This window comes from Streptomyces sp. I05A-00742, assembly GCF_013055795.1.
Taxonomy (GTDB): Bacteria; Actinomycetota; Actinomycetes; order Streptomycetales; family Streptomycetaceae; genus Streptomyces.
The window spans coordinates 130,614-155,873 of the sequence record NZ_JABETO010000015.1; the positions used below are offsets into that span (position 1 = coordinate 130,614).

Annotated in this window: 20 protein-coding genes and 1 tRNA gene; 5 read left to right on the forward strand and 16 right to left on the reverse strand. The window is 74.2% G+C overall.

Annotated features, from left to right (window positions below; translation table 11 throughout):
- Positions 1-258 precede the first annotated feature (258 nt).
- The 3 genes from HN013_RS16840 (at position 259) to HN013_RS16850 (ending at position 2,994) form a co-directional block, all read left to right on the forward strand.
- On the forward strand, positions 259-774 hold the full coding sequence (locus HN013_RS16840; RefSeq protein WP_171166971.1) for a GNAT family N-acetyltransferase: 516 nt from the start codon (positions 259-261) through the stop codon (positions 772-774).
- 134 nt (positions 775-908) lie between these two features.
- Complete coding sequence (locus tag HN013_RS16845; protein ID WP_171166972.1) at positions 909-1,586, forward strand: 2OG-Fe(II) oxygenase; 678 nt, start codon at positions 909-911, stop codon at positions 1,584-1,586.
- A 13-nt stretch (positions 1,587-1,599) separates the two neighbouring features.
- Positions 1,600-2,994, forward strand: coding sequence for a glycosyltransferase (locus tag HN013_RS16850; RefSeq protein ID WP_171166973.1), 1,395 nt, complete (start codon positions 1,600-1,602; stop codon positions 2,992-2,994).
- Positions 2,995-3,220: 226 nt separating this feature from the next.
- Here HN013_RS16850 and HN013_RS16855 read toward each other — a convergent pair whose 3' ends face one another.
- Positions 3,221-4,135, reverse strand: coding sequence for a LysR substrate-binding domain-containing protein (locus HN013_RS16855; RefSeq protein ID WP_171166974.1), 915 nt, complete (start codon positions 4,133-4,135; stop codon positions 3,221-3,223).
- Between the two features lie 120 nt (positions 4,136-4,255).
- On the opposite strand from HN013_RS16855, the gene HN013_RS16860 reads away from it, so the two are divergent.
- The gene (locus HN013_RS16860) at positions 4,256-5,371 is read left to right on the forward strand and encodes a diaminopropionate ammonia-lyase (protein WP_171166975.1); all 1,116 of its coding nucleotides are present in this window, start codon (positions 4,256-4,258) and stop codon (positions 5,369-5,371) included.
- 97 nt (positions 5,372-5,468) lie between these two features.
- Positions 5,469-5,542 (forward strand) — tRNA-Lys (locus tag HN013_RS16865).
- 79 nt (positions 5,543-5,621) lie between these two features.
- Here HN013_RS16865 and HN013_RS16870 read toward each other — a convergent pair.
- The 15 genes from HN013_RS16870 to HN013_RS16940 all read right to left on the reverse strand — a co-directional run bounded on the left by HN013_RS16870 (position 5,622) and on the right by HN013_RS16940 (position 25,173).
- Positions 5,622-5,885, reverse strand: a complete 264-nt coding sequence (locus tag HN013_RS16870) for a DUF1049 domain-containing protein (protein ID WP_171166976.1) — start codon at positions 5,883-5,885, stop codon at positions 5,622-5,624.
- A gap of 79 nt (positions 5,886-5,964) precedes the next feature.
- Positions 5,965-6,720 (reverse strand): 4'-phosphopantetheinyl transferase superfamily protein, encoded by a 756-nt coding sequence (locus HN013_RS16875; protein ID WP_171166977.1) that lies wholly within the window; start codon positions 6,718-6,720, stop codon positions 5,965-5,967.
- A gap of 161 nt (positions 6,721-6,881) precedes the next feature.
- Positions 6,882-9,542, reverse strand: a complete 2,661-nt coding sequence (locus HN013_RS16880) for an AMP-binding protein (RefSeq protein WP_212764432.1) — start codon at positions 9,540-9,542, stop codon at positions 6,882-6,884.
- A gap of 135 nt (positions 9,543-9,677) precedes the next feature.
- A complete protein-coding gene (locus tag HN013_RS16885) occupies positions 9,678-10,319 on the reverse strand; it encodes an isochorismatase family protein (protein WP_171166979.1) in 642 nt (213 codons plus the stop codon).
- Between the two features lie 101 nt (positions 10,320-10,420).
- The gene (locus tag HN013_RS16890) at positions 10,421-12,124 is read right to left on the reverse strand and encodes a (2,3-dihydroxybenzoyl)adenylate synthase (protein ID WP_171166980.1); all 1,704 of its coding nucleotides are present in this window, start codon (positions 12,122-12,124) and stop codon (positions 10,421-10,423) included.
- The gene (gene dhbC / locus HN013_RS16895; RefSeq protein WP_312018626.1) at positions 12,124-13,329 is read right to left on the reverse strand and encodes an isochorismate synthase DhbC; all 1,206 of its coding nucleotides are present in this window, start codon (positions 13,327-13,329) and stop codon (positions 12,124-12,126) included. The genes HN013_RS16890 and dhbC overlap by 1 nt, the downstream gene beginning before the upstream one ends.
- 456 nt (positions 13,330-13,785) lie before the next feature.
- Positions 13,786-14,565 (reverse strand): 2,3-dihydro-2,3-dihydroxybenzoate dehydrogenase, encoded by a 780-nt coding sequence (locus HN013_RS16900; RefSeq protein WP_171166982.1) that lies wholly within the window; start codon positions 14,563-14,565, stop codon positions 13,786-13,788.
- A 189-nt stretch (positions 14,566-14,754) separates the two neighbouring features.
- Entirely contained in the window at positions 14,755-16,734 is a 1,980-nt protein-coding gene (locus tag HN013_RS16905) for a prolyl oligopeptidase family serine peptidase (RefSeq protein WP_171166983.1), read from the reverse strand.
- A 5-nt stretch (positions 16,735-16,739) separates the two neighbouring features.
- On the reverse strand, positions 16,740-18,179 hold the full coding sequence (locus HN013_RS16910; protein WP_171167004.1) for a M20/M25/M40 family metallo-hydrolase: 1,440 nt from the start codon (positions 18,177-18,179) through the stop codon (positions 16,740-16,742).
- Between the two features lie 25 nt (positions 18,180-18,204).
- Positions 18,205-18,561 carry a hypothetical protein gene (locus HN013_RS16915; RefSeq protein ID WP_171166984.1) on the reverse strand — a complete coding sequence of 119 codons (357 nt, stop codon included), beginning with the start codon at positions 18,559-18,561 and terminating at the stop codon, positions 18,205-18,207.
- A 179-nt stretch (positions 18,562-18,740) separates the two neighbouring features.
- Positions 18,741-19,727: an aldo/keto reductase gene (locus HN013_RS16920; protein ID WP_171166985.1), complete on the reverse strand. Its 987-nt coding sequence runs from the start codon at positions 19,725-19,727 to the stop codon at positions 18,741-18,743.
- Positions 19,728-19,847: 120 nt separating this feature from the next.
- Entirely contained in the window at positions 19,848-21,104 is a 1,257-nt protein-coding gene (locus tag HN013_RS16925) for an FAD-dependent monooxygenase (RefSeq protein ID WP_249375081.1), read from the reverse strand.
- 134 nt (positions 21,105-21,238) lie between these two features.
- Positions 21,239-22,042: an SAM-dependent methyltransferase gene (locus tag HN013_RS16930; RefSeq protein WP_171166987.1), complete on the reverse strand. Its 804-nt coding sequence runs from the start codon at positions 22,040-22,042 to the stop codon at positions 21,239-21,241.
- A 213-nt stretch (positions 22,043-22,255) separates the two neighbouring features.
- Entirely contained in the window at positions 22,256-24,283 is a 2,028-nt protein-coding gene (locus HN013_RS16935; RefSeq protein ID WP_171166988.1) for a hypothetical protein, read from the reverse strand.
- Entirely contained in the window at positions 24,280-25,173 is an 894-nt protein-coding gene (locus HN013_RS16940; protein WP_171166989.1) for a TIGR02996 domain-containing protein, read from the reverse strand. Before HN013_RS16940 ends, HN013_RS16935 begins: the two co-directional genes overlap by 4 nt.
- Positions 25,174-25,260: the final 87 nt, after the last annotated feature.

The window sequence follows — 25,260 nt, forward strand, 5'->3', positions numbered from 1 at the left end:
CAGGCCTTGCGAAGGCCTTGCGAACGCCTGAGGAACCCCCGCGCAGCACGGACGAGCCGGAGCCGGAGCCCTTTCGGCTCCGGCTCGTCCTTGTGCCCGGCCCCGGGGAGGGAGCCCTGGAAAAGGCGTTGGCGGCAGCGCCGCCGGTCCGGCTACGGTGCTCGAACTGATCGCCCTCGCAGGAGCCCGCTTCGAACGCGATATATGAATGCGGCATACGAACGCGGCATGCTCAGGGGCCCCAGAGCTGGAGGCAGCGTGTCCACCCTCGTTCCCCGGACCATCGACACCGACCGGCTGACGCTCCTCCCTCTGTCGGTCGAGCACGCCGACGAGATGGCCGAGGCGCTGTCCGACCCCGGGTTGCATGCCTTCATCGGAGGGGCTCCGGCCGCCGCGCAGGATCTGCGCACCCGCTACGCACGCCTGGTCGCCGGCTCGCCCGACCCGGCTGTCGCCTGGTGCAACTGGGTGATACGGCTGCGCGACGAGGCCTGCCTGACGGGCACGGTCCAGGCGACGGTCACCGAGGGCGACCAGGGGCGGGAGACGGAGATCTCCTGGGTCGTGGGGACTCCGTGGCAGCGGCGCGACATCGCCACCGAAGCGGCCCGGGGGCTGGTGGCCTGGCTCGGAGAGCACGGCGTGCGAACGGTCGTCGCCCACATACATCCCGATCACACGGCATCGGCCGCCGTCGCCGCCGCCACCGGTCTCGCCTCCACCGGCCAGTGGCACGAGGGAGAGATCAAATGGCAGCTGGCGGTCGGCTGACCGTCGCGGCCCGGGTCATGCCCCCGCCCGGGTGACGGGCGGTCCGCAGCCGGATGGCGGGGGCGGGCGGCCGTTTCGCGTCGTACGTCCGGTGGTACCCCTGCCGCATCCCCGGAGCAGGTGGAGGTGACGGGATGACCGAGACCGTGGGAGTGGCCGAGGCGGAGCGCGGGAGCGGTGTGCCGCGGGCGACCGCGACGACGGCGGTGACACTGGCGACGCAGATGTGCCGGTTCGACGACGTGCTCGGCGCGGCGGCGGCCGACCGGCTGCTGGAGGAGGGGTGCCACGCGCTGATGGCGGAGGTGCGGGGGCAGGGGGCGGGGGCGGAGGCCGTGGTGCCGCCGACGTGGCGGTGCGCGGACCAAACGGCGCGGTTCCCTTCGCTGGCCGCCGTGGTGACCCGGCTGTCGCCGATGGTGATGACGATGCTGGGGGTGCCCGTCACGGACGCCCGGGTGTCGTTCGGCTTCACGATGCACAACGAGCTGCCCGCCGACGACCGGCAGCAGGAGCCGCCGGTGCGCGACTCCGCGGGCGCGGGGGATCCGCGCCGGATCGCGTTCCTCTACCACCTGCACCGCAGGCCGCGCGGGTTCACGGGCGGCCAGACCCGGATCTACGACACGACGGTCCGCGAGGGGCACCCGGGCATCGCGGAGTCGTTCCGGGACGTGCAGCCGGACCACGACTCCCTGGTCTTCTTCCCGGCGGACGCCTGGTATCAGGTGCGGCCCGTGAACTCCCCGTCGGCGAAGCTGCTCGACAGCCGGTTCGCCTTCCACGGCTGGCTCGGCACGACCTCCCAGTGAGCGGGGACACCTCATGGCCACTGCGGCACCCGCGCGTCTGACCGTCGGCACGGCGGTCCACGACGACTACGACGGCGCGTACTTCACCCTCCTCTCCCTCCGCCTCCACCACCCCGAGGTCGCCGACCGCGTCGACCTGCTCCTCGTGGACGGCGATCCGGACGGCCCGACGTCCGCCGGTCTGCGGGCGATGGAGGGAACGGTCCCGGGCCTGCGGTACGTGCCCGTCGGGCATGTGCGCGGGACGGCGCTCCGGGACCTGGTGTTCCGTGAGGCGCGGACCGAGTGGGTGCTGTGCGTGGACTCCCACGTGCTGCTCGCCCCCGGCGCCCTCGCCCGCCTCCTGGCGTACGCCGACGAGCACCCGCAGTCGCGCGACCTGCTCCAGGGGCCGCTGCTCGGCGACGACCTGCGCACCATGCGGACGCATCTGGACCCGGTGTTCGACGGCACGTCGTTCGGTACGTGGGGGTGCGACCCGCGCGGGGCGGACCCGGATGCCCCGCCGTTCGAGATCGGGATGCAGGGGCTCGGGCTGTTCGCCTGCCGCAAGGAGGTCTGGCCGGGGTTCAATCCGCGGCTGCGGGGCCAGGGGGCGGAGGAGGGCTACCTGCACAAGAAGTTCCGGGCGGCGGGCGCCCGGGCGCTGTGCCTGCCGTTCCTGCGCTGGACCCGCCGCACCGTCCGGCCGCACGGCACGGCCCTTCCCGCGGACACCGCGGACCGCTGCCGCGACCACCTCCTCGCCTGGGAGGAGGCGGGCATGGCCGTCGAGCCGGTCCTCGACCACTACCGCGAGCGCTGCGGGGACATCGTGGACAGCTGGCTGGCGGACCACGCCGCCGAACGGAGCCACCCGCTCGACCACTTCGACGCGCTGGTGTGCGTCAACGCCGACGCCGAACCGCACCGCTGGGTCGCGGCCAACCGCCGCTTCCGCCGCCTCGGCATCGCCGGCCGCGTCCGGCGGCTGCCGGCCGCCGCCGTGCCCGGCGACCCCTCGGCCGCCCACGCCCTGTCGCACCGCACGGCCGTCGCCCAGGCCCGGCAGCAGGAGCTCCGGCACGTGCTGGTCTTCGAGGACGACGTCGTCTTCTGCCACGACGCGTCCAGCGTCCTCAGGGCCCATGTCGCGGAGCTCGCCGACCGGCGGTGGACCGTCTGCCGGTTCGGCGGTTCCGCGGTCGCGTACCACGCGCGGGCCTTCGAGCGGCTGCTGGCCGAACTCCCCTCGGACGAGGCGGGGATGCGGGCCTGGTCGGCGGGGCACGGTGGGCTGGAACAGTTCTGCGCCCGGCAGTTCGGGGACACGCTGGTCCGGGTCTCCCCCGCCGTGACGTCCCGCGAGCGGGCGGACCTGGCGGCCGTCTCGGCGACGCATCGGGCTGCGGGCGCGCGGATGGGGTGACACGCCGGCCAAGGTCTGTCCGGTGGGTCCTTCCCCGGGGGGTGCCCCGCGCCCCCTTGAAACCGCGCTTCGCGCGGTTGTCCTCAAGCGCCGGACGGGCTGAAGTCAGCCCGTCCGGCGCTTGAGGACGCGCGCCGCAGGCGCGCTCTGGGGGTGCGGGGGCTTGCCCCCGCAAGAAACGGTGAAAGGGAGGGACCGGGGCAGGACCCACCGGACACGCCCGCGCTCACGCGGCTCGCGTCGCCGCCCGGCGGAGCGCGTCGCGGCACGCCACCACGGCCGGGTGACGGCCCCGCCCCCGCCGGACGACGGTGGAGATCCGGCGGGTGCGCCGCCCACGCGGGAGGGGGCGCAGGGGGACGGTCGGCGGCCGTCCGTTCCAGACGAGGTCGGGGAGGAGGGCCGCGGCGTGGCCCTGCTCGACGAGGCGGAGGTGGAGCAGCAGGTCGCTGCTCTCGAACCGTACGTCGGGTTCGAACCCGGCGTCCCGGCAGAGGGACACGGCCCAGCGGCGGGAGGCCGTGCCCTCGGGCTCCATGACCCAAGGGTGGCCGGCGAGGGAGCGCAGAGCGGCCGTCGGGCCGTCCGCCGCCCCGGGGACGGCGTCGGGGGCGGGGAGCGCGAGCCGGAGGGTGTCGTCGAGCAGGTGCCGCTCCTCCAGCCCGGCCGCGCGGGGGTGGGGGTCGCCCGGGTACTCCTCGGCGACGACCAGATCGAAGTCCCGGGCCGACAGGGCGGGCAGCGCGGTCTCCGGCTCCCCCTGGGTGACGTGGACCCGCAGGTGCGGGTGGGCGTCGCGGAGCAGGTCGAGGGCGCCGGGCACGAGCGCGAGGGCGGCCGTCTGGAAGGCGGCGACGCGCAGGGAGCCGGTGAGGCCGGCCAGGGACGTGGCGATGTCCGCCTCGGCGCGTTCCAGGCGTTCGAGGACCGCCTCGGTGTGGGCGACCAGGATCTCCGCCTGGTCCGTCAGCCGCACCCGCCGCCCCACCGGTTCCAGCAGCTTCACGCCGACCTCCGTCTCCAGCTGGGAGAGCTGCTGGGAGACGGTGGAGGGGCTGTAGGAGAGGGCGGCGGCGACGGCCGCGAGGGTGCCGCGGTGCTTGAGCTCGCGCAGCAGCCGGAGTCGGTGCAGGTCGAACACGGGTGGACGGCTCCCTCCTCGGCGCGCCGGTGGCCGATGGCGATCAGTCGGCTTTCCCGATGAATATAGGCCGGAATCATGCGCTGGACTCGAAGGATGCCGAGGCCGCACGCTGGACGCATGCCGACGAACAACCCTGATCCCGCCAGCACCCCGTCCTGGTACTCCCGCCCGGCCGCCCGGTCCTGGACCTGCGCGCCGGTCACCGCCGGACAGCGGGAGTTCCACGCCTCGCTGCCCGCGTACGCGCCGACGCCGCTGACCGAACTGCCCGCCCTGGCAGGGGAGCTGGGCGTGGGACGGGTCTTCGTCAAGGACGAGTCGTCCCGGCTGGGCCTGCCCGCGTTCAAGGCGCTGGGCGCGTCCTGGGCGGTGCACCGGATCCTGGCCGAGCGGACGGCGGACGGCCGGGGCACGGACCCGGTCACGCTGGTGACCGCGACGGACGGCAACCACGGCCGGGCGCTGGCCCGGATGGCCCGTCTGCTCGGCCAGCGGGCCCGGGTGTTCGTGGCGCGGGGCGTGCACCCGGCCGCCGCGGCGGCCATCGCCTCCGAGGGGGCGGACGTCGTGCGGGTCGCGGGCTCCTACGACGACGCGGTGCGGTTGGCGGCCGAGGCGGCCGGCGCACCGGACGCGGTGCTGGTCCAGGACACCGCCTGGCCCGGCTACGAGCGGGTCCCGGGGTGGATCGTGGAGGGCTACTCCACGCTCTTCGCCGAGACCGACGAGCAGTTGGCGGCCGCGGGGGCGGGGCTGCCCGGTCTGGTGGCCGTCCCGGTCGGCGTGGGGTCGCTGGCCCAGGCCGCCGTCACCCACTACCGCAGCCGCCCCGCCGGTCCGGCCCCGGCGCTGCTGGCGGTGGAGCCCGAGGCCGCGACGGCCGCCCTCACCAGCCTCACGCGCGGCGAGCCGGTCACCGTCGTCACCGGCGAGACCACCATGGCGGGCCTCAACTGCGGCACCCTGTCCGCCCTCGCCTGGCCCTTCCTCCGGGACGGCCTGGACGCGGCCGTCGCCGTCACCGACGCGGACAGCGCCCGCGCCGCCGACGGCCTCGCCCGCCTCGGCGTCTCCTCCGGCCCCTGCGGTGCCGCCTCCCTCGCGGGGCTCCGGGCCGCGCTGACGGGTGCGGACGCGGACGAACGGCGGGCCGCGCTGGGGCTCGCCCCCGACGCGACCGTGGTGCTGCTCAGCACCGAGGGGCCCGAGGCGAATCCACACAGCAGGGACTGATGACGCAAGAGATCCGTCCGCTCACCCAGGGTGCGACTCCCCTGGTCGACCGGGCTCCGGCGTTTGCTTCGAACGGAAGATCTGATAGTTTTTTCCCGCGCCGCTAGCTCAGTTGGTTAGAGCGGCTGACTCTTAATCAGCAGGTCCGGGGTTCGAGTCCCTGGTGGCGCACAGGAATTCGGGCCCCCGCCTCTCAACAGGCGGGGGCCCGGAGCTTTTTCGGGACCTTGATCGAGTGCGGCGGCGCCGTTCACCGCCGGCGGACCGTCACGAATCGGCCCACCAGCCAGCCGATGACCAGCATCGCGGCGAGCGCGAGCCACAGCGGCATGGAGACCTCAGGGCCGATGATCCGGATCTTGACGTGCCGGGTGTTCTCGAAGACGAAGACCACCGCCAGGACGGCGAGGATCAGCAGGACGACCCTCCCGGTCGTCGCCGCCTCCCGCAGCCGGGCGCCCATGGGGCCGGCGCGGGAGGGGCCGCTGGACGAGGACCTGCTCTTGGAAGCCATGTCTTCACCTTGGCAGGGCACCGGGCGTGACGGGGGCGGGGCTGCTCCGTTCGGGTGACGCGGCCGTCCCGGTACCCCCTCACTCCGCCGGTGGACCGGGCTCCGCGAGGGCGAGGGCCACCGCCGCCGTGTACCCCGGGCCCGCGTCGACGTCGCTCACCGTCCAGCCGGGCGGCGACGTGGGCCGCGGGCCGCAGCCCACGTACGTCACCGACAGCCGCTCCGCGAGTCCCGTGCCCGTCCCCTTGAGGTACGCCTCCTTGCGCGTCCAGCAGCGGGAGAAGGCCGAGGTCCGGTCCGCCTCCGGAAGGGCCGCCAGTTCGGCGACCTCGCGCGGGTGGAGGGAGCGTCCGACGCTCTCGACCACCGAGGCCCGCTGGACCTCCTCCACGTCGGCGCCGACCGGGGTGTCCGCGAAGGCGAAGAGCACCAGGTCGCCTGCGTGCGAGAGGTTGAAGTGCAGGGGGGCTCCCGCCGCCGCGGGACGGCCGTGCGGGGCGCCGCAGCAGGGGCAGGGTTCGCGGACCAGCTCGACCGCCCCCGGCGCGACGTCCAGGTAGGCGCCGAGGAGCCGGCGCAGCCCGAGGTGGGCGGCGATGTAGCGCTCGCGGTGCAGGTCGCGGACGAAGGCGGCGGCGCGGGCCCGTTCCCGGACGTCGAGGACGTCCTCGTACTCCTCGCGGGGGCGCGGGCCGCCGTCGTCCGGAACGCGCAGCAGCCACAGGGCGGGTGCGCCCGGGGCCCACGGTCCGGGCAGCGGATCGCGGCCGAGCGTCCGCGGGCGTACGGGCGCGGTGGGGGTACTGGGCGTACTGGGCCTGCTGGGCGGGGTCATCTCCCGGCGTCTCCTGTCGTCTCCTGTCACGTACCGGTCGTCTCCTGCCGTCCCCCGTCCGTCCCCTGTGCCCTTCGGTCCGGCCCGGACGGGACGGGGGTGCCCGTGGGGCGTCCGACCGGCCTCGGCGGCGGCATCCGCCGAGGCCGGAGTCTGTTGGCCTACGGCCGTCCGGCCGTGGGGCGGTCGCCGAGCAGTTCGACGCCGCCGTCCGCGCGCCGTCGCGCCCACTGGCCCGTACGGTACATGCGCGTCCCCGGCGGTCCGTAAGGATCGGCCGGGAAGCGGACCGCGGTGGCGGACGGGCGGCCGGCGTACCCGGTGGCCAGCTGGGCGCCCGCGACGCACAGTTCACCCGGGACGCCGGGCGGGCAGGGCCGGAGCGCCGGGTCGAGGATGTGGAGGCGGGTGTTCCAGACGGGCCGGAGGGCTTCCGTCGGCGCGGATCCGCCCGGCTCGCAGGTGTGGTGGGCCGTGCCGGCCGCCTCCGCCGGGCCGTAGTGGTGGTGCAGGGCGGCGTGCGGCAGGGTGCTCCGGAACCGGCCGACGGTCGCGGGGCCCGGCGGTTCCTCCGTCGTGAGGACATGCAGCAGGGTCGCGCAGTCCGCCGCTCCCGGTGTGCGGAGGAACGGGTCGAGGGCTTCCGAGGCGAAGCGGGCGACGGTGACGCCGTGTTCGCGGATGCGACGGGCTGTGGAGGCGGCGGGCTCCCCGTCGTCCGCGAGGACGAGCGCGGCCCCTTCCCGCAGCGGCCAGAGCAGTTCCTCCGCCCAGGTGTCGGCGGATGGGGGCCCGGTCAGCAGGACCCGGTCACCGGCGGCCAGTTCGTACCGGCCCTGGAGCCACCGCAGCCGGTTGTCGAGCGCGGAGTGCGGTACGACGACGGTGCGGCCGGCGCACGGGCCGGACGGTACGCGGGTGGCGTACGCCGAGTGACGGGGCGTCAGAGGACGGCCGGGGTCGGTGGCCGGGTACCCGGCGAGCCGGTGCGGCAGGGCGGGGTCGTCCAGGCCCACCGGCACGGCCCGCCCGGCGGCGAGCCGTTCGGCCCGTGCGGACGTGGCGGCCAGGACGCAGACGGGAGCGGGCTCCTCGTCCGGTCGTCCGGGGACCGGGAACAGCCAGGCGCCGCCCGTCTTGAGGACCGCGAGGAGGCCCACCACCTGGGCGGTGGACCGGGGCAGGTCGACGCCGGCGAACCTGCCGGGGCGCAGGCCGAGGGCCGCGAGGTGCCGGGCGAGGCGGTTGGCGCGGGCGTTCAGCTCCGCGTAGCTCAGGCACTCGCCGTCGGCGACGAGCGCGGTCGCCCCGGGCGTCCGGGCGGCCCGTGCCTCGAACGGGCCGATCGCCGTCGTGGGCGGGACCGTCACGGCGGTGTCGTTGCATTCGCGCAGTACGCGCTCGTGTTCCTCGTCATGTGCGGGGGAAAGGGTGTCGAGCGGCAGGTGGGGGTCACGCCCGGACAGCCGGACCAGCAGGTCGGCGAAGTGCCGCGAGCCGTCCGCCGCCTGGCTGTCCGCCCCGTCGCCGTCGGACCGGGAGCCGGGAGCGGTCTCCCAGTCGATGCGCAGCCCGCCGTCCGCCGTGTCGCGCAGGGTGACGGTGGTGGTGCCGCCGCCGGCTCCCGTCGCGAGCGGGTGGAGGGTGCTGCGGGCACCGGCGAAGGCGACCGGTTCCCCGGCCGGGACGACGTCGACGAGCGGGCCGGAGAGGGCGGGGTGCCCGGCGGGCAGGCCGAGTTCACGGCGGATGTCGGCGCCCCGGTGGCGCTGGTGGCGGCGGGCCTCGCGGATGCCGAGGTCGGCCTGGCGGGTCAGTTCCGCGAACGTGGTGTCGGAGGTGACGGTGAGACGCAGTGGGACCGCGTTCCGCACGGTGCCGGGAACGCGCAGCGCCGCCGGGCTCGTACGGCCCGTCAGGGGCAGCCGGAGGACGACGTCCTCGCGGTGGGTCGTGCGGGACAGGTGCAGGGCGTGCGCGGCGAGAAGCAGGCCCGTCCAGGAACCCCGGACGGACGCGGCGAGCTCACGCAGCCGGGTGGTGGTGTCGGGGTCGACGTGAACGATGTGGCACGTAGGGCGCGTTGGTGCGTGCGCGGCGTCTCCGCCCGTCGTGGTCTCCCCCGCCCCGGCCAGGTCACCGAGCCGGCTCCGCCAGTAGGCGCGGTCCCGGTCGTAGGCGGCGGAGTTCCGGTACCCCGTGTCCTCGGCGACCAGACAGGCGAGCCGGCCGAAGGGGCTGGGCTCCGGCTCCTCCCCCGCCGACAGCGCCGTGTAGACCTCGGCGACGCGATGGTCCACCAGCGTCCGGCCGTACCCGTCGAGCACGGCCCGGTGCACCCGCCGGTACCAGAGCCAGCGCCGGTCGCCGACCCGGAACAGCCCGTACCGGAACGGCGGCCCTTCGGCCAGGTCGATGGCCCGGTCGAGGTCCGCGTGCATCCAGGCCAGCGCCGTGGCGGTCGCGTCGCCGACGTCGCCCTGGCCGCGCAGGTCGGCGGCGCACAGGGGGAAGCCGTGCCCCGGCGGTTCGACCGCGATGGGCTGCTGGCGGGGGCCGTGCGGGGTGTCCGTGATCCGTACCCGGAGGGCGTCCGCCTCGCCCACCGTGCGGTGCAGGGCCTCCGCGAACAGCACGGGGTCGAGCGGGCCGTGGATCTCCCGGTACGCGGCGGTGTTCAGCGCCGCGCCGCCGGGGTCGCGGGCCTGCTCGGCCCACAGCTCCGCCTGCGCCGCCGTCAGTGGCAGGCCCGCCGGCCCGTCCTCCTGGACGGCCGGGCGGCTTCCCGGGAGGGGCGACCGGTCGGGGGCGCGTACGGTCACCGGCGTGCTCCCGCGCTCGTCGCGGCCGCCCGTGCCGTCGCCGTTCTCCGCCCCGCCGCCGTCGGGCGCGTGCCGCAAGGAGTGCCGGCGCGCGGCCGACGGTCCCGTTCGGTGGGACGCTGGGGGGACATGGCGTCAGTTCCCTTCGAGGTCCGACAGGATCCGGTCCGTCGTGCTGACGACGGCGCACTTGGCGGCGGCCCAGCGGAGGGCCATGGCGTGGTCCCCGGCCGAGAAGTCGGCGACGGCGTCGGCGACGACGAACGGCCGGATGTCGCGCATCCACGCGTCGGCGGCGGTCATCATGACGCCGATGTGGGCGTAGACGCCGACGACGACGAGCTGGTCACGGCCCTGCGCGGCCATCCGGTCCGCGAGGTCGGAGCGGACGAAGGCGCTGTACTTCCACTTGGTGAGGACGGTGTCCCCTTCGGTGGGCGCCACGGCGTCGGCGATGGCCCGGGCGTGCTCGTCGTCGGGCAGGCCCGGCCCCCAGAAGTCCTGCTGGAGCCCGCGTTCGGCGGGGGTCTGACCGCCGGGCTGAGCGGAGTACACGACCGGGACGCCGAGCCGCGCGCACTCCTTCTTCAGCCGGCCGACGTTGCCGAGGAGTTCGGTGACCGGCGAGGCGTTCTCGGTGAAGGCGCCGAGGAAGTAGTTCTGGAGGTCGTGGACGAGCAGGACGGCGCGGTCCGGGTCGACGGTCCAGTGGACCTTGTTCGCCGGGAGGTCGTCCTCCCCGGGCATGGGGTAGGGAGCGATGGCAGGGAGCGCCATGGTGCGGGCCTTTCGGTGCTGATGCTGCTGTTTCTCCGACGGGGTCCGGTTCTCCGACGGGGTCCGGTCGGGGCTCGTTTCTTGCCGGAACGCCGCCCGTCTCAGCGCTCCTTCGCCGCCACCTCCGTCGCGATCGCCGCGCGGAGGTCCTTCTTCGACACCTTGCCGATGCCGGTCTGCGGGAAGGCGTCCGTGAACTCCACCCGGTCGGGGACCTTGTAGCCGGCCAGGCCCCGGCCCCGGATGAACTTCTTGAGGGCCGAGGAGGTGACGGGTTCCGCGCCGGTGCGCAGGACCACGTAGGCGCAGGTGCGTTCGCCGAGGTAGGGGTCGGGCATGGAGACCACGGCGGCGTCGTGCACCGAGGGATGGGCCAGGATGTGGTTCTCGATCTCCTCGGCGGCGACCTTCTCGCCGCCCCGGTTGATCTGGTCCTTGGCCCGGCCCTCGACGACGAGGTACCCGGTCTCCGTGCGGCGGACGACGTCGCCGGTGCGGTAGAAGCCGTCGGCGGTGAAGGCCGTCGCGTTGTGCTCGGGGGCGCGCCAGTAGCCGCGGATCGTGTAGGGGCCTCGGGTGAGCAGGTGTCCGGTCTCGCCGACGGGCAGGTCGTTGTCCTCGTCGTCCACGACGCGGATCTCGTCGTCGGGGGAGATCGGCCGGCCCTGGGTGCCGACGACGACCTCCTCGGGGTCGTCGAGCCGGGTGTAGTTGACCAGGCCCTCGGCCATGCCGAAGACCTGCTGGAGGGTGCAGCCGAGGGCCGGCCGCACCCGGCGGGCGGCCTCCTCGCTGAACTTGGCGCCGCCCACGAGCAGGACGTCGAGGCTGGACAGGTCGTACGGGGTGGTGGCGGCCGCCTCCGTCCACACCAGGGCCAGCGGGGGCACCAGGCCCGTGAGGGTCACCCGCTCGCGCTCGATGATCGGGAACGCCACGTGGGGGGTGGGGCGCGGCGTCAGCACCACGCGAGCGCCGGCGTACAGGGCGCCCAGGGTGCCCGGGGAGCTCAGCGGGAAGTTGTGGGCGGCGGGCAGCGCGCAGAGGTACACGCTGTTCTCGTCGACCCCACAGATCTCGTTGGAGGCCCGCACCGAGTAGATGTAGTCGTCGTGGGTGCGCGGGATGAGCTTGGGCACGCCGGTGGAGCCGCCGGAGAGCTGGAGGAAGGCCAGGTCGTGCGGCTCGGGCCCGTCGAAGGGCACGTCTGCTTCGAAGGGCACGTCCGGTTCGACGGGCACTGCCGGTTCGACGGGCACCTCGGTGAGCGCGGTGTGCGGGCCGGGGTCACCGACGACCAGGACGTGCCGCAGCGTGGGCACCTCGGCCCGGACCCGGGAGGCGAGTTCGCGGTGGTCGTAGCCCTCGTTGACGTCCGGGATCACATAGGCGGCGGCCTCGGTGAAGGCGCAGAAGTGCCGGATCTCGCTGTCGCGGTGCGCCGGCAGCGCGAAGACCGGCAGCGCACCGATGCGGAACAGCGCGAAGACGACCTCGAAGAACTCGGCGACATTGGGCAGTTGGACGACCACCCGGTCGCCCTTGCCGATGCCCCGGGCCAGCAGCCCTGCGGCCAGGCGGCCGGCCCGTGCGTCGAGCTCCCCGTACGTCCACCGGCGGGTCCCGGACCCGTCCGGCGCGGTGCCGGGGTCGACGATCGCCACCCGCTCGGGGTGGGCTTCCGCGCGCTCGCGCAGCATCCGCCCGAAGGTCTCGCCGCGCCACCAGCCGGCGGCGCGGTAGCGCTCGGCGAACGCCTCCGGGTAGCCGGGTGCGTCGGCGGTCATGACGTCGTTCGTCTCCATCACTGGTCAACTCCCACAGCCTGCAGGAAGGTCCGGAACTTGGCGCCGGTCTCGGCGGTCTCCGCCTCGGGGGACGACTGCTCCACCACGCCGGCCCCGGCGAACAGCCGCAGCCGCCGCTCGGCGGGCTCGGCCTCGGCGCAGCGGATGGTGACGACCCACTCGCCGTCGCCGTCGGCGTCGCCCCAGCCGACCATGCCGGTGTAGACGCCCCGGTCGAAGGGTTCGAGCTCCCCGATGACACGGCGGGCGGTGTCGGTGGGGGTGCCGCAGACCGCCGGGGTGGGGTGGAGGGCGCAGGCCAGTTCCAGCGCCGACACCGCCGGGTCGGCCGGGTCGGCCTCGATGGTGGTGGACAGGTGCCACATGGTGGCCGTGCGGACGAGGGTGGGGCGTTCGGGGACGTCGAGGGAGCGGCAGTACGGGGCGAGGGCCTCGCGGATCGCGTCGACGACCATGGCGTGCTCGTGCAGGTCCTTCTCCGACTCCAGCAGCGCCGCGGCCCGCCGGACGTCCTCGGCCAGGTCGGCGCTGCGCGGCGTCGAACCGGCGAGCGGATTGGTGACGACGCGCCCGCCGCGCCGGGAGACGAGCAGTTCGGGGCTGGCGCCCAGCAGGGTGCGGCCGGGGCCTGAGGGAACGGCGAAGGTGTAGCCGGACGGGTCGCGGCGGGCGAGGCGGCCGAGCAGGCCGGGGAGGTCGAGGTCCCGGGAGGAGGTGAGCCGGAGGGTGCGGGCGAGGACCACCTTGCCGAACTCGCCGCGTTCCATGCGGCGGACGGCTTCGGCGACGGCGGCTGCGTAGACGGCGGGCTCGGGCACCGGACGGACGTCCCAGTCGGCCGCGGGCGGCGGCGCGGCGGGCAGCGCCACGAGCGGGTCGGCGGCCAGCGGCGGTGCCGTGCGGACGGTCTCGGGGACGGCGAGGACCGCGGGGGCGCTCCGGTCGAAGGGCACCGCCCCGATGACGAGGGGCGCCTCGTGGCCCGCACGCCGTCGCGCCCCCAGGGTCTCGGCCACGCGGCGGGCCAGGGGGGCGTCACCGTGCGGGACTTCGGCGCGCACGCCGTGCGCGAGGAGGGTGCGGGTGGGCGAGGCGAAGAAGCGGGTGCCTTGGGGCTCGTAGGCGTCGAGGAGCGAGGTCGCCGTGCCGACGGTGCCGCGGCCGGGGGCGGGACGGCCGTGCGGGCCGCCCGTGGCGGACACGGGAATCGCGCCGGTGTCGCCGTTCCGGCTGCCGGGGTCGCCCGGCGGGGCGGTGACGTGCTGAGCCGTGGTCACCTTCTGCTCCGTTCTCCGGCGCGGGGGGGGTGGCACCGGGTGTGGGGGTGGGGGGATGGCCGGCTGCCGCCGGACCGGGAGGGGTGGGGGCCGGCCCGGCCGCGTCCGTCCGCCGGGGGGCGGGGGCGTGTGGCGGTGGCGGTGGCGGGCGGGTGGCAGTGGCGTTCGGTGGGCGGGGGGACGCCGGGGGCGCACCGGCTCGCGGTGGGGGGAGGGCCGCGGTCCGGTCGCCGTTCCGGGTGGCGGAGGGGGCGCGGGCCGCCATGAAGCCGCGGGCCTCTCCGGGCCGGGGCCGGGCCGGGGCCGGGCCAGGCCCGTCCCATGCGGTCCGATCCGGTCCGGTCGGGACCGGCCCTTCCGGCGGCTCGACATGACGTCCCGTCAGGCCCGCAGCGTCGCCCCGCCGTCGACGTAGAGGTCGTGCATGGTGATGTGCCGGGCGCGGTCCGAGACGAGGAAGACGACGGCGTCGGCGATGTCCGCCGGCTCCGCGATGCGGCCCAGGGGGATGCCGACCCGGTACGTCCCGGGGTCGCCGTCGACGACGCGCGCGGGCGCCTCGTCGTCCGTCCACAGCGCGCGCTGCATGGCCGTGTCGGTGGAGCCGGGCGAGACCACGTTGCAGCGCACACCGCTGCGGCCCAGTTCGAGCCCCAGGCACTTGGTGAACATGGTCGCGGCGGCCTTGGAGGCCGCGTAGGCGGCCATACCGGTCCTGGGGACCCCCGCGGCGTTGGAGCCCACGGTCACGACGCAGCCGGAGCCGCGCGCGGCCATGCGGCGGGCGACGGCGCGGGAAGCGACGAAGACGCCGGTGGAGTTGACGGCGAAGGTGCGCTCCCAGGCCTCGTCGGTGAGGGCGACGACGGGGGACGGGTGGAGGACTCCGGCCACGTTGACGAGGATGCCGAGCGGGCCGGTCGCGTCCTCCACCTCCTCGACGACGGCCTCGACCGCCGCGCTGTCCGTCACGTCGGCGGTGTGGGCGGTGACCCGGTCCGGGCCGTACTCCGCCGCCAGCTTCTCGATGCCGTCGGAATTCGCGTCGAGGGCCGCGACCCGGGCTCCCCGTTCGACGAGGGCCCTGACCACGGCCTCGCCTATGCCCTGTCCCGCGCCGGTGACCAGCGCGACGCGGCCGGAGAGTTCTGTCTGCTCCACGACGGGTTCCCCACCATTCCGATGCGAATAAGGTAAGGCTTACCTTACATGAGCACCAAAGGAGGGGGAATCGCCGCTACCGGATACCGCTGCCGGATACCCGGAGCACGGGGTTCCCGCGCGCATGACGGAAGCGCGCGGCCGTCTCGTTCCCGGCCGCGCACTTCCGTCGTGATGAGCCCCCGTCCCCTACCGGTCGAGCTCCAGTTCCGGCACCCCCGACAGTGCGAAGCCGAACACCTGGGCGTAGAGGGAGAGTTCCGCCTCCAGCGTCCGTACCAGCGTCGCCGCCCGCCGGAACCCGTGCCCCTCGCCCTCGAAGGTGATGTGGGCGTGCGGCACCCCGCGGGCGCGCGCGGCCCGCGCCAGCGACGCGCTCGGCGCGGGCGGGCAGACGGGGTCGTCGAGGCCGTGGAGCAACAGGAACGGCACCTTGATCCGGTCCGCCCGGCGCAGCGGAGACCGCTCCCGGTAGCGCTCCGGCACCCGGTCCCGGGGGCCGACCAGGCTCTCCGTGTAGTGGGACTCGAAGTCGTGGGTCTCCGCGCCCGGCCCGGTGAGATCCAGCATCGGGTAGAGCATGGTGCCGCACGCGTACAGGTCGGTCGTCGCGAGGGAGAGGGCCGCCGTCCAGCCGCCGGCGCTGCCGCCCTGGACCGCCAGCCGCGCCGGGTCCGCGATGCCCTCGGCGACCAGTCCGCGGGCGACCGTCGCGCAGTCCTCGACGTCGACCACGCCCCACCGCTCCCGCAGCCGCTCGCGGTAGGCGCGTCCGTAGCCCGTCGAACCGCCGTAGTCGACCACGGCGACGCCGATGCCGCGCGAGGTGAAGTAGGCGATCCCCGGGTCGAACGCGACGGGCGTGCGCGCGGTCGGGCCGCCGTGCGCCCGCACCACGAACGGCGGCAGTTCCCCTTCCGGAACGGCGAGTTCGGGATGGCGCGGGCGGTGGACGCGGGCGTGCACCGGACGGCCGTCCGGTCCGGTGAACGTACGGGCCTCCGCCCGCGGGCAGTACGCGGGGTCCACGACGTCCCGGCGCCTGGCCCCGACCACCCGCGCCCGGCCGGTCCTGCCGTCCAGCTCGACGACCTCGTACCCGCTCGCGGGACCGGCCGCGATGCCGACGACCCGGGTGCCGTGCGCGTCCAGCGCGGGGGCCCATTCCGTCCAGGGGCCGGCCACGTCGGCCAGTGCCCCCGTCACGGGGTCGAGGACGCCGAGCACCTGCGGCCCCGCCCCGTGCAGCACCGCGACCGTCCCGCCGGCCAGAGGGACGAACCAGCGCTGGCCCAGCTGCCACAGCGGGCCGGCGAACTCCTCCTCGCGCGGACAGAGGTTGACGGCCTGTCCGCTCTCCGGGTCGACCCGGTGCAGGTTCCACCAGCCCGTACGGTCGGTGGCGGCCAGCAGCGAACCGTCCGGCGCCCACTCCACCTGGGCGACGGCCTCCTCGGGGCCGCCCAGGACGGTCCGTACATCCGTGAGCCCGTCCCGGCCGACCCGGGCGACGCACAGCTCGGTGCCGTCCCAGGGCATACGCGGGTGGTCCCAGGCCAGCCAGGCCACCTGTCTGCCGTCCGGCGCGAGCCGCGGACCGGTCACGAAGCGGTGCCGGTCGTCGGTCAGCTCCCGGACGGCGGTCCGGTCGCCGGCGGCGGAGCCGTCGAGGGGGACCGCGGCGATCAGCCGCCGTACGTCGCCGGGGCCCGGACCCGTGAACTCCTCCAGCACGCACCAGACTTCGCCCCGCTCGGGGAGGAGCACCGGGTCCGCCCAGCGCAGCCCCCGGCCGACGGGTGACAGCGGGGTCAGCGGCCGGGGCGTGGCGTCCGGCCCGTCCGGCTCCCACGCGTGGAGCCGCTGGTCCGTGCCGTGCACGAAGACCAGCAGCGGGCCGCCGCCCCGCCGGGCCGTCCCCGTCCAGGCGCGGCCGCCGTACTCGTGGACACGGGAGCGGACGTCCCACGGCGCGGGCAGTGCGACGGACTCCTCGCCCCCGGGCCGGCGCCGGACCAGGGCCCGGCGCCCGTCCTCCAGCGGGCGGGCCACGACCCACCACACGTCGTCACCGACCGAACCCACGGATTCGGGACGTACTCCGTGCGCCGCCACGAGGGCGGCCTCCACGGGCGACGGCCAGGTTCCGCAGGGCGCCGTGGTCACCATGAGCTCTACGCCTCCTCGGGCAGGGGGTCGGGTGCGGGGTTGAGGCCTGAATCGGTGTCGGGGCCGGAAGGGAGGCCGGGGCCCGGCTCGTGCATCACAAACCGGTCCATGGCGCGCACGCCGAAGTGCAGGGCCTCGACCGGCACCCGCTCGTCGACGCCGTGGAACAGGCCCTGGTAGTCGAAGCCGGGCGGCAGCCTGAGCGGGGAGAAGCCGTACGCGGCGACCCCCAGCCGGGAGAACTGCTTGGCGTCCGTCCCGCCGGACATGCAGAACGGCACCACGCGCCCCTCGGGGTCGAAGTGCTCCAGCGCCGCCCGCATCCGGGCGAACACCGGTGCGTCCACGGGCGCCTGGAGGGCCGGCTGCCGGTGGAAGTACGTCCAGTCCACGTCCGGTCCGGTCAGCCGGTCCATGGTGGTGGCGAACTCCTCGTCCCCGCCCGGCACGGTCCGGCCGTCCACGAGCGCGGTGGCCGTCCCCGGAATGACGTTGATCTTGTAACCGGCGCTGAGCATCGTGGGGTTGGCGCTGTTCCGCACGGTCGCCGCCACCAGCTTGGCCGCCGGCCCCAGCTTCTCCAGCAGCTCCGCCACCTCGTCCGGCTGCGGCCCCGCGGGGTCCACGTCGATGCCGTGGGCCTCGGCGAGCCCGCGCAGCGCCGCCCGGACGACCGGCGTCAGCCGTACCGGCCACTCGTGCTCGGCGATCCGGGTGACGGCCGCGGCCAGCCGGGCCACCGCGTTCTCGCGGTTGACCTTGGAGCCGTGCCCGGCGGTGCCCCGCGCGGTCAGCTCCACCCAGGCCGAGCCGCGCTCCCCCGCCGCCACCGGGTACAGCCGCAGCCCGCCGTTCCCGTACACGGTGTACGCCCCCGACTCCCCGACGGCCTCGGTGCAGCCCTCGAACAGCGCGGCGTGCTCGTCGGCCAGGAACCCCGCCCCGGCCTCCCCGCTGTCCTCCTCGTCCGCGGTGAACGCCAGCACGATGTCGCGGGGCGGCACGGCTCCCGTGCGGGCCCACGAGCGCGTCATCGCCAGCACCATCGCGACGGTGTTCTTCATGTCGAGCGCGCCGCGTCCCCACACCGTCCCGTCGCGCACCTCCCCGGAGAACGGGTGGACGCTCCAGTCCGCCGGCTCCGCCGGCACCACGTCCAGGTGCCCGTGGACGAGCAGCGCCCCCGCCACCGGGTCCGTCCCCGGGATCCGCGCCACCACATTCGTCCGCCCCGGCTTCCGCTCCAGCAGGAACGGCTCGATCCCCGCCTCCGAGAGCCGCTCCGCGACGTACTCGGCCGCCGGACGCTCCCGGCAGTCCCCGCCGCCGCGGTTGGTGGTGTCGATCCTGATCAGATCGGAGGTGAAGCGGACGACTTCGTCCAGCGCACTCCCGTCCACCCCGTCCACGCGGCCCGCCCGGTCCGCCTGATCCGTCCGGCCCATCCGGTCCGTCTGATTCGCTGTGCCATCAGCCATACGCTTCCTCCACCGCCGCCGGCACGACGGTCGTGACCGCCCTGCGGCAGCGGATCGCCTCGTACAGGGTCGGCGTGGTGCGGTAGCCGTCCCGGGCGGCGCGGCGGACCGCGGCGCCCGCCGGACGCCCGGCGTCGGACGCCGGCGCGCGGCGGTGCGCGCCGCGCCGCGGGGCGTACCCCTCGGCGTCCCCAGGGGTACGGTCGTCAGCCGTCACCAGCACCACCGGCACACCGTATGCGGCCACGACGGGAGAGCGGAGCAATCCCCCGCCCGCCCGCGCGCCGTCCACCCCCGCCGCGGCCCCCTGCCTCGGCCCCGCCGCCGCGGAGATCAGGATCTTCGACATCCACCTGTTCTACCTCAGACGGGGGACGTCCGCACGGGTGCTGTCACTACTCCCCCCTCACCCCCTCCTCCCCTCCTGCCGGAGCGCCGCAGGAGCCCCGGAGTACCGTCCGGCCAGCGCTTGTTCACCGCCGTGCGGGACGACGGCCACTGGGGTGCCGCTCCGTCGTCGTCACCGGCTCACCTCCGGTGCCCCAGCACCCGGTGCGGCCGGTACGGGGCTTCCAGGCGGGCCACTTCGTCCTCGGAGAGGTCCAGTTCGACGGCGGCGACGGCGTCGTCGATGTGGGAGGCGCGGGTGGCGCCGATGATGGGGGCGGCGACCGCGGGTTTGGAGAGGAGCCAGGCGAGGGCGAGGCGGGCGGGGGGCAGGGCGCGGGCGGAGGCTACGGTGTGGAGGGCTTCGACGACGTCGAAGTCGGGTTCCTCGTAGAGGCGTCGGGCGATCTCGTCGTTGCCCGAGCGCAGGGTGAGGTGGGCGCCGTCACGGCGGCGGGTGCCGGTGAGCATGCCGCGGGCGAGGGGGCTCCAGGGGATGCAGCCGACGTGCTCGTCGAGGCAGAGGGGGATCATTTCGCGTTCCTCCTCGCGGTAGAGGAGGTTGTAGTAGTTCTGCATGGCGGCGAAGGGGGTCCAGCCGCCGGCGCGCGCGACGTACTGGGCCTTGGCGAACTGCCAGGCGTACATGCTGGAGGCGCCCAGGGCGCGGACCTTGCCGCTGCGGACCAGTTCGTGGAGGACCTCCATCGTCTCCTCGATGGGGGTGGCGTAGTCCCAGCGGTGGATCTGGTAGAGGTCCACGTAGTCGGTGCCCAGACGGCGCAGGGAGGCGTCAATGGCGGCGCGGACGCGCTTGGGCGACAGGCCGCGGTCGTCGGGGTCGGTGCCGACGGGGAAGAAGACCTTGGTGGCGAGGACGTAGGCGTCGCGGCGCGGGAAGAGGCGGGACAGGAGCCGCCCGGTGATCTCCTCGCTGAGGCCGGAGGAGTACATGTCGGCCGTGTCGAAGAAGGTGATGCCGGCCTCGACGGCGCGGCGGACGACGGGTTCGGCCGCTTCCTCGTCCAGGAACCACTTCTGTGCGGTGGGTCCGCCGCCGTAACTCATCATGCCCAGGGCTATCCGCGACACCGTCAGACCCGATGAACCCAGCTGTACGTAGCGCAAGGTGACTCCCGCCTCTCCCGGCGTTCCCGCCGTTCCGACGAACAGGGCGGGCACAGCGTCGACCACCGCACCGCTGCCGCGCAATCCCCGGGACGGCGGCAGAGGTGCGGGGGACGTCGTTCACCCCCGGTTGGGAGGCGTCAGCGAGGCCCGGGTGTTCAGCGCCCCGGCCTCGCCTGCGGCCCGGCGGTACGCCGCTGTGACCTGTTCCAGGGAGTGCCGCGCGCCGGGGGCGGTGAGGGACTGGGTGCGCCCGACGCGGTCCATCTCGCGGTTGGCGAGGACGACGGCCGTCGTCGCGTCCCTCCGGTCGGCCTCGTAGGCGGCGAGGGCCTTGACGGGGTCGGGTTCGGTGGCGAGGTGATAGGCGAGGACGCGGGCGTCGAGGACGGCCTGGGAGCCGCCGTTGGCGCCGGAGGGGTAGCCGGGGTGGGCGGCGTCGCCGAGGAGGGTGACGCGGGCGTCGCCCCAGGACGGGAGGGGGTCGCGGTCCACCATCGGGTATTCGAGGAGCTGCTCGCTGCCGGCGAGCAGGTCCGGGAGGTGCGTCCAGTCGAACCGCCAGTCCGCGTAGTGCGGGAGGACGTCCTCGACGCGTCCGGCGCGGTTCCACTGGACGTCGGCGGTGAGCGGGCCGGGGTCGCCGGTGGGGACCGCGCAGACCCAGTTGATCAGTGTGCGGCCGCGGGCGAGGGCCGAAGGGGAGATCTGGTAGGCGACGAACTGGGTGTTCTTCTCGTCGGCGGCGAGGAGCAGGGCGTTGCCCGGCGGGAAGGCGTCCGCCTCGGTGACGCCCCGCCACATCGTGACGCCGCTCCACTGGAGCGGTCCCTGCGCGGGGTGGAGCCGGGCGCGCAGACGGGAGTGGATACCGTCGGCGGCGACCAGCACCGGCGTCCCGAATCGGACCTCCCGCCCGCCGACGCGGTCGAGGGCGTGGACGTGGACGGCGTCGGGGGTCTGTGTGAAGTCCTCGACCTGGACGCCGGTCCGGACGGTGTCGGGGCCGATCCGCTCGCGGACGGTTCTCAGCAGCATCATCTGTAACTCGCCGCGGTGGACGGAGTACTGGGGCCACCGGTATCCGGCGGCCGTGCCGCGCGGTTCGCTGAAGAGCGCGGTGCCGTTGCGGTCGGCGAAGACGTGGGCGACGGCCGGTACGCCGATGGCGGCCAGTTCGCCGGACAGACCCAGCTCGTCCAGTTCCCGGACGGCGGGGGGCTGCAGATTGATGCCGACGCCGAGCGGCGAGATCTCCCGCGAGGCTTCCAGGACGAGTGGCCGGATCCCGACGGCGTGCAGGCTGAGGGCGGTGGTCAGGCCGCCTATGCCGCCGCCGGCTATGACTACGTCGGCTGCGTCGGCTGCTTCAGTCAAGTCAGCTGTGTCGGCAGGGTGTGCAGAGGTCATGTCTCCTCATCACGAACAACATGTCGGTATCGGGGTTTTCGGCAACACCTGTGGGCCGCCCGCTTCCGCGCGGGCGGCCCACGGCAATGCGCGCGGCCGGTTCAGCGCACGGCGTGCACCAGGTCGCCGCCGCGTGTGTCCGCCCGGGGCCACCGGCCGAGGGCCCGGCCGACGACCGCGTAGGACACCGTCTCCGGCCGCCAGCCCCGCTCGGTGAACAGCGGCTCCGGCTCGTCGGTGCCGTACCGCCAGCCGGCGCCCGAGCGTTCGAGCAGGCTGAGCATCGGGCGCGCCGCCGAGTCGTGGAACAGCGAACCGGCGACGAAGTCGGTAAGGAGGTGGCTCCCGGGGGCGGAGAGCTCGGTGATGCGGTCGAGGAGGCGCAGGACGTCCTGCTCCTCCAGGTACTGCGTGAGGCCCTCCACCAGCCAGCAGGCGGCCTCCCCCGGCCGGAATCCGGCCGCCAGCAGGCCGGCCTGCCAGTCGGCGGCGAGGTCGGCCCCCACCGGCACCCGGCGTGCGCACCGCACGGGGGCGTCACCGAGCAATGATTCCTTCAGCCGCAGCAGTTCCGGCCGGTCGACCTCGTAGAGGACGGTCGTGGGGAGCGGCAGACGGTAGGCGCGGCTGTCCATGCCGGCGGCGAGGACGACGAGCTGCCGGGGGGCGTCGTCACCGGCGGTGACCCGCAGAAGGAGGTCGTCGAAGAACCGGGTCCGGACGGGAATGGCCTGCACCTCGCCCGCCCGCTCGGCCAGCTCCCGGCCGGTGTCACCGGCCAGGGTCGCCGCGAGCGGGTCGTCGAAGAGCCGGTCGGGCCGCTCGGACTCCCGGGCGCGCAGGGCGGCGGTCATCCGGGCGGTCGTGGCCACGGGGTCGAGACGGTCGGCGGTCGGGTCCTGCATCTCGATGACGCTCCGTTCATCTGTCGCGGATGGGCGCCGGGCGCCCCTGGCTCACCCCCGTCTTCACCAGCCCTCCCGTAGTACCACGTTCCTGGACAAGCGGATAAGACGACCTTGAGTCACTGATCATCTTCTGGGGCGGGTGATGTGTGGGTGACGAGGGAGGAGTGAGATCCGAACAACAGACGAATGTCTGCCCTGGGTCGGTGTTCCTCAGTCGGCACCCTTGTCGTCTTCCACGGCGTCCTCGTCCCAGTCTTCCCACACTTCGAGTTCCTCGAGGTAATCCTCGATCGTGGAGGCGAGGGAGGCGTACTCCCCCGGAGCCCAGTACTGATCGTCCACCCACCAAGGGAGCGCCCGGTTCGCGAGGCCGGGGCCCAGGGCGATCAGAGGGCGGGCGACCGCGGCCACCCAGGTGTGGGACCAGTCGCCATCCCAGTCCTCGTCCTCTTCTCCGCCCAGTTCCCCCGCCTCGCGCATCTTGGGATACACCATGGGAACCTGGACGGATTCCTGCTGGTGCTTCACCATCCAGGAGTTGCGGAAGAAGTCGAACTGCAGGCGGTAGCAGCCGTCGGTCTCGGTGAAGAGGATCGGCGGGACGAGGAAGTGTGCCGCGTCGACGGTGGCCGCGGTTTCGACATAGAGCTCCGGGAGACCGCCGGCGTTCCAACAGGCCGCGAAGTTGACGGGTTCGAGCGACTTCTTGCCGAGAACATGGATGGCATTGCCCCGGATCACGAACTTCTCCGGATCGAGGAGCACGTCCTCGCCGAGCATCACGATCGGCGCCGGCATGATGTGCGACTTCGCGAAGCTCTGGGCCTGCGAGTAGAACTCGACGATGTCACCGTTGCGGGTGGGGTCGAAGAACGGCTCGTGGAACGGGCAGCAGCGGAGGGCAACGGGCTCCTCCGGCTCCGGGAAGAGGAGGGACTTGTCGATCGGCGGAACGGCCGATCCGCCGCGTCGTTCCTTCAGGAACGCGGGAATCCAGTCGGCGTTGTCGGCCTCGACGACCTCCGAGCGGCAGAGGGTGCGGAACGCGCTTCCGCCGACGGTGCTGTTGAAATAGTCGAGGAGGGTGATCGCGGCGCATTCGGCGAGCGAGAGCGTGTCGCTCTTGGCGAACCAGAAGTCGTAGCCGTTCGCGACGAACTGCACACCGCGGAACTCCTTGTAGACGAACGGCTCGCGGCCGGGGCCGGTGCCGGGAGTGAGGCCGCTCCAGTGCGCGGCGGCGACCCGGTCGTAGTAGACCTCGGCGTTGCGGGCGAGTTCGGGGGCGAAGACGCTTTCGCCGGTCCAGTAGCACGCCTTGCTGAACAGTGCGCCGATCTCGGGGTCGTGGGTGACCTCGGGATCGGTGAAGACGAGTTCGGTGCGCAGGAAGACCTTGCGGCCGTCGCGGTAGGGCGCGCCCTCATGCTCGTATCGCTGATCGAAGATCACGCAGGTGAAGGGGTCGATCTCCTCCAGGGAGGCTCCCCCGAGGAGGTCGAGCGCCGGTTCGCCGGAGCCGCCGGTGAGATAGATCAGGACGGTGTGGCGCGATATGTGCTGACGCTCGGCGTCGTAGTACGGCGTGTCGCGGTGACGGTGGAACTTGGTGTCGCCCGGCTCGAACCGGTTGCAGCGGAACACCGGGTTGACGTGCGAGAAGCCGTCGCGCACCGACTCCGGCAACGCCTCGGCCACCGCCTCGGTGAGTGCCTGGGCGAGCAGCGCCGAGTGGAAGATAAAGCGTTCGCCGCCGCGTGAGCCTGCGTTGAGCGGCGGCACGTAGAGGTTCAGCCCGTCCAGGCCCTCCAGACGGGCGCGGGCCTCGTCCGGGAGCCGCACGGAGAACGTGTACGCGCCCTCCGCGAGTCGCACGCGCCGTGTGAGCTCCAAGCCCAGTGGGGCGCCCTCGAAAAGGCGGTCCAGCGGAAGGATGTTCTCGAACGTGCGGAACGACAACTCGTGCGGATCGACGAAGACGGCTGCCAGGTACGGTGCGTCCTCGCTGGGCCGGGCGAAGAGCTCGCGCACGGAGGCGTCGATGCGCTCGGCGTCGACGAAGCGCACCGCCTTGTGGCGCGCCGTCGGGTGCCAGGAGACCGCGAGCCCGTCGAGTAGCGCGGCCGGCTCGGTGTCGGTACCGGTCGCGTCGACGTCGGCGAGGTACCGCTGGACCTCGTCGGCCGGTGCCTGCCCGGTGGACAGGGCGAAGAAACGGTCGCGGAGTTCGATGCTCACGCGCTCCTCCAAAGGCTGCGCAGCGCGGGTGGGAGTTCGGTGGCCGCCGCGAGTCTCCGCGCGCCGGCGTCGGTGACGTCGTCGCGGTAGGCCAGCAGCCGGGTGAGCGAGCCGACGAACGGCGCCGCCAGGAGGGCTTCCGCCCCCTCCGCGCCGATGCGGTTGTAACGGAGGTCGAGTTCGACGAGCCGCTCGAAGCGGTGCAGCGCGCGCACGCCGTCGGCCGTGAGCCCGTTGTGCTGGAGGTGCAGGCGGCGGAGGTCTCCGAAGTGCGGGGACGCGGCCAGGGCCGCCGCGCCGGTGTCCCCGATGCCGCAGTACCGCAGGTCGAGGGTTTCGATCCGGCCGATCGCGGGCGCGGCCACGAGGGCTTCGGCGCCGGGGCCGCCGAGGCGGAGGTACGAGAAGTCGAGCTCGACGAGCCGGCCCAGGTCGAGGTCCGCGAGGGCACCGGCATCGATGGCCCGCGGCGGGATCAGGTCATTGTTCTCGTCGAAGACATCATCGTCGTCGAGCCACTCCTCGTCGCCGTTCGGAGTGATCCGCAGCGCGGTCACGAAGCGCTCCCGCAGGGCCTGTTCGATCAACGCGGGCGCGCCGTCGTTCCACTCGACCGCGACCTTCGTGGCGAATCCGTACCGGCGCGCCAGGACGGTCACGCCCGGCGGCAGCGCCGCGTCCCAGTCCTGCTGGTGCTCCGCCGCGAGGGCGGCGGCCTCGTGCCGCAGAGCGGGGCGGTCGGCGGGGCGCGTCCGCTCCAGCCGCTGTTCCAGATGAATCAACTCGCCCCGGGCATCGCCTCGTTCGACCAGAAGGTCGGCGTAGGCGCGCCAGGCGGTGAGGTCGCCGGGGCGGTCCCGCAGCGCTTGCTCGATGGCCACAACTTCCATGTGGCGCAACCTATATGGCCTCCGGGAATCGAACAAGCGATCGAGCACACGGCAGGCGCCTCTCCGCCCTCCGACCGCCTCCGTACA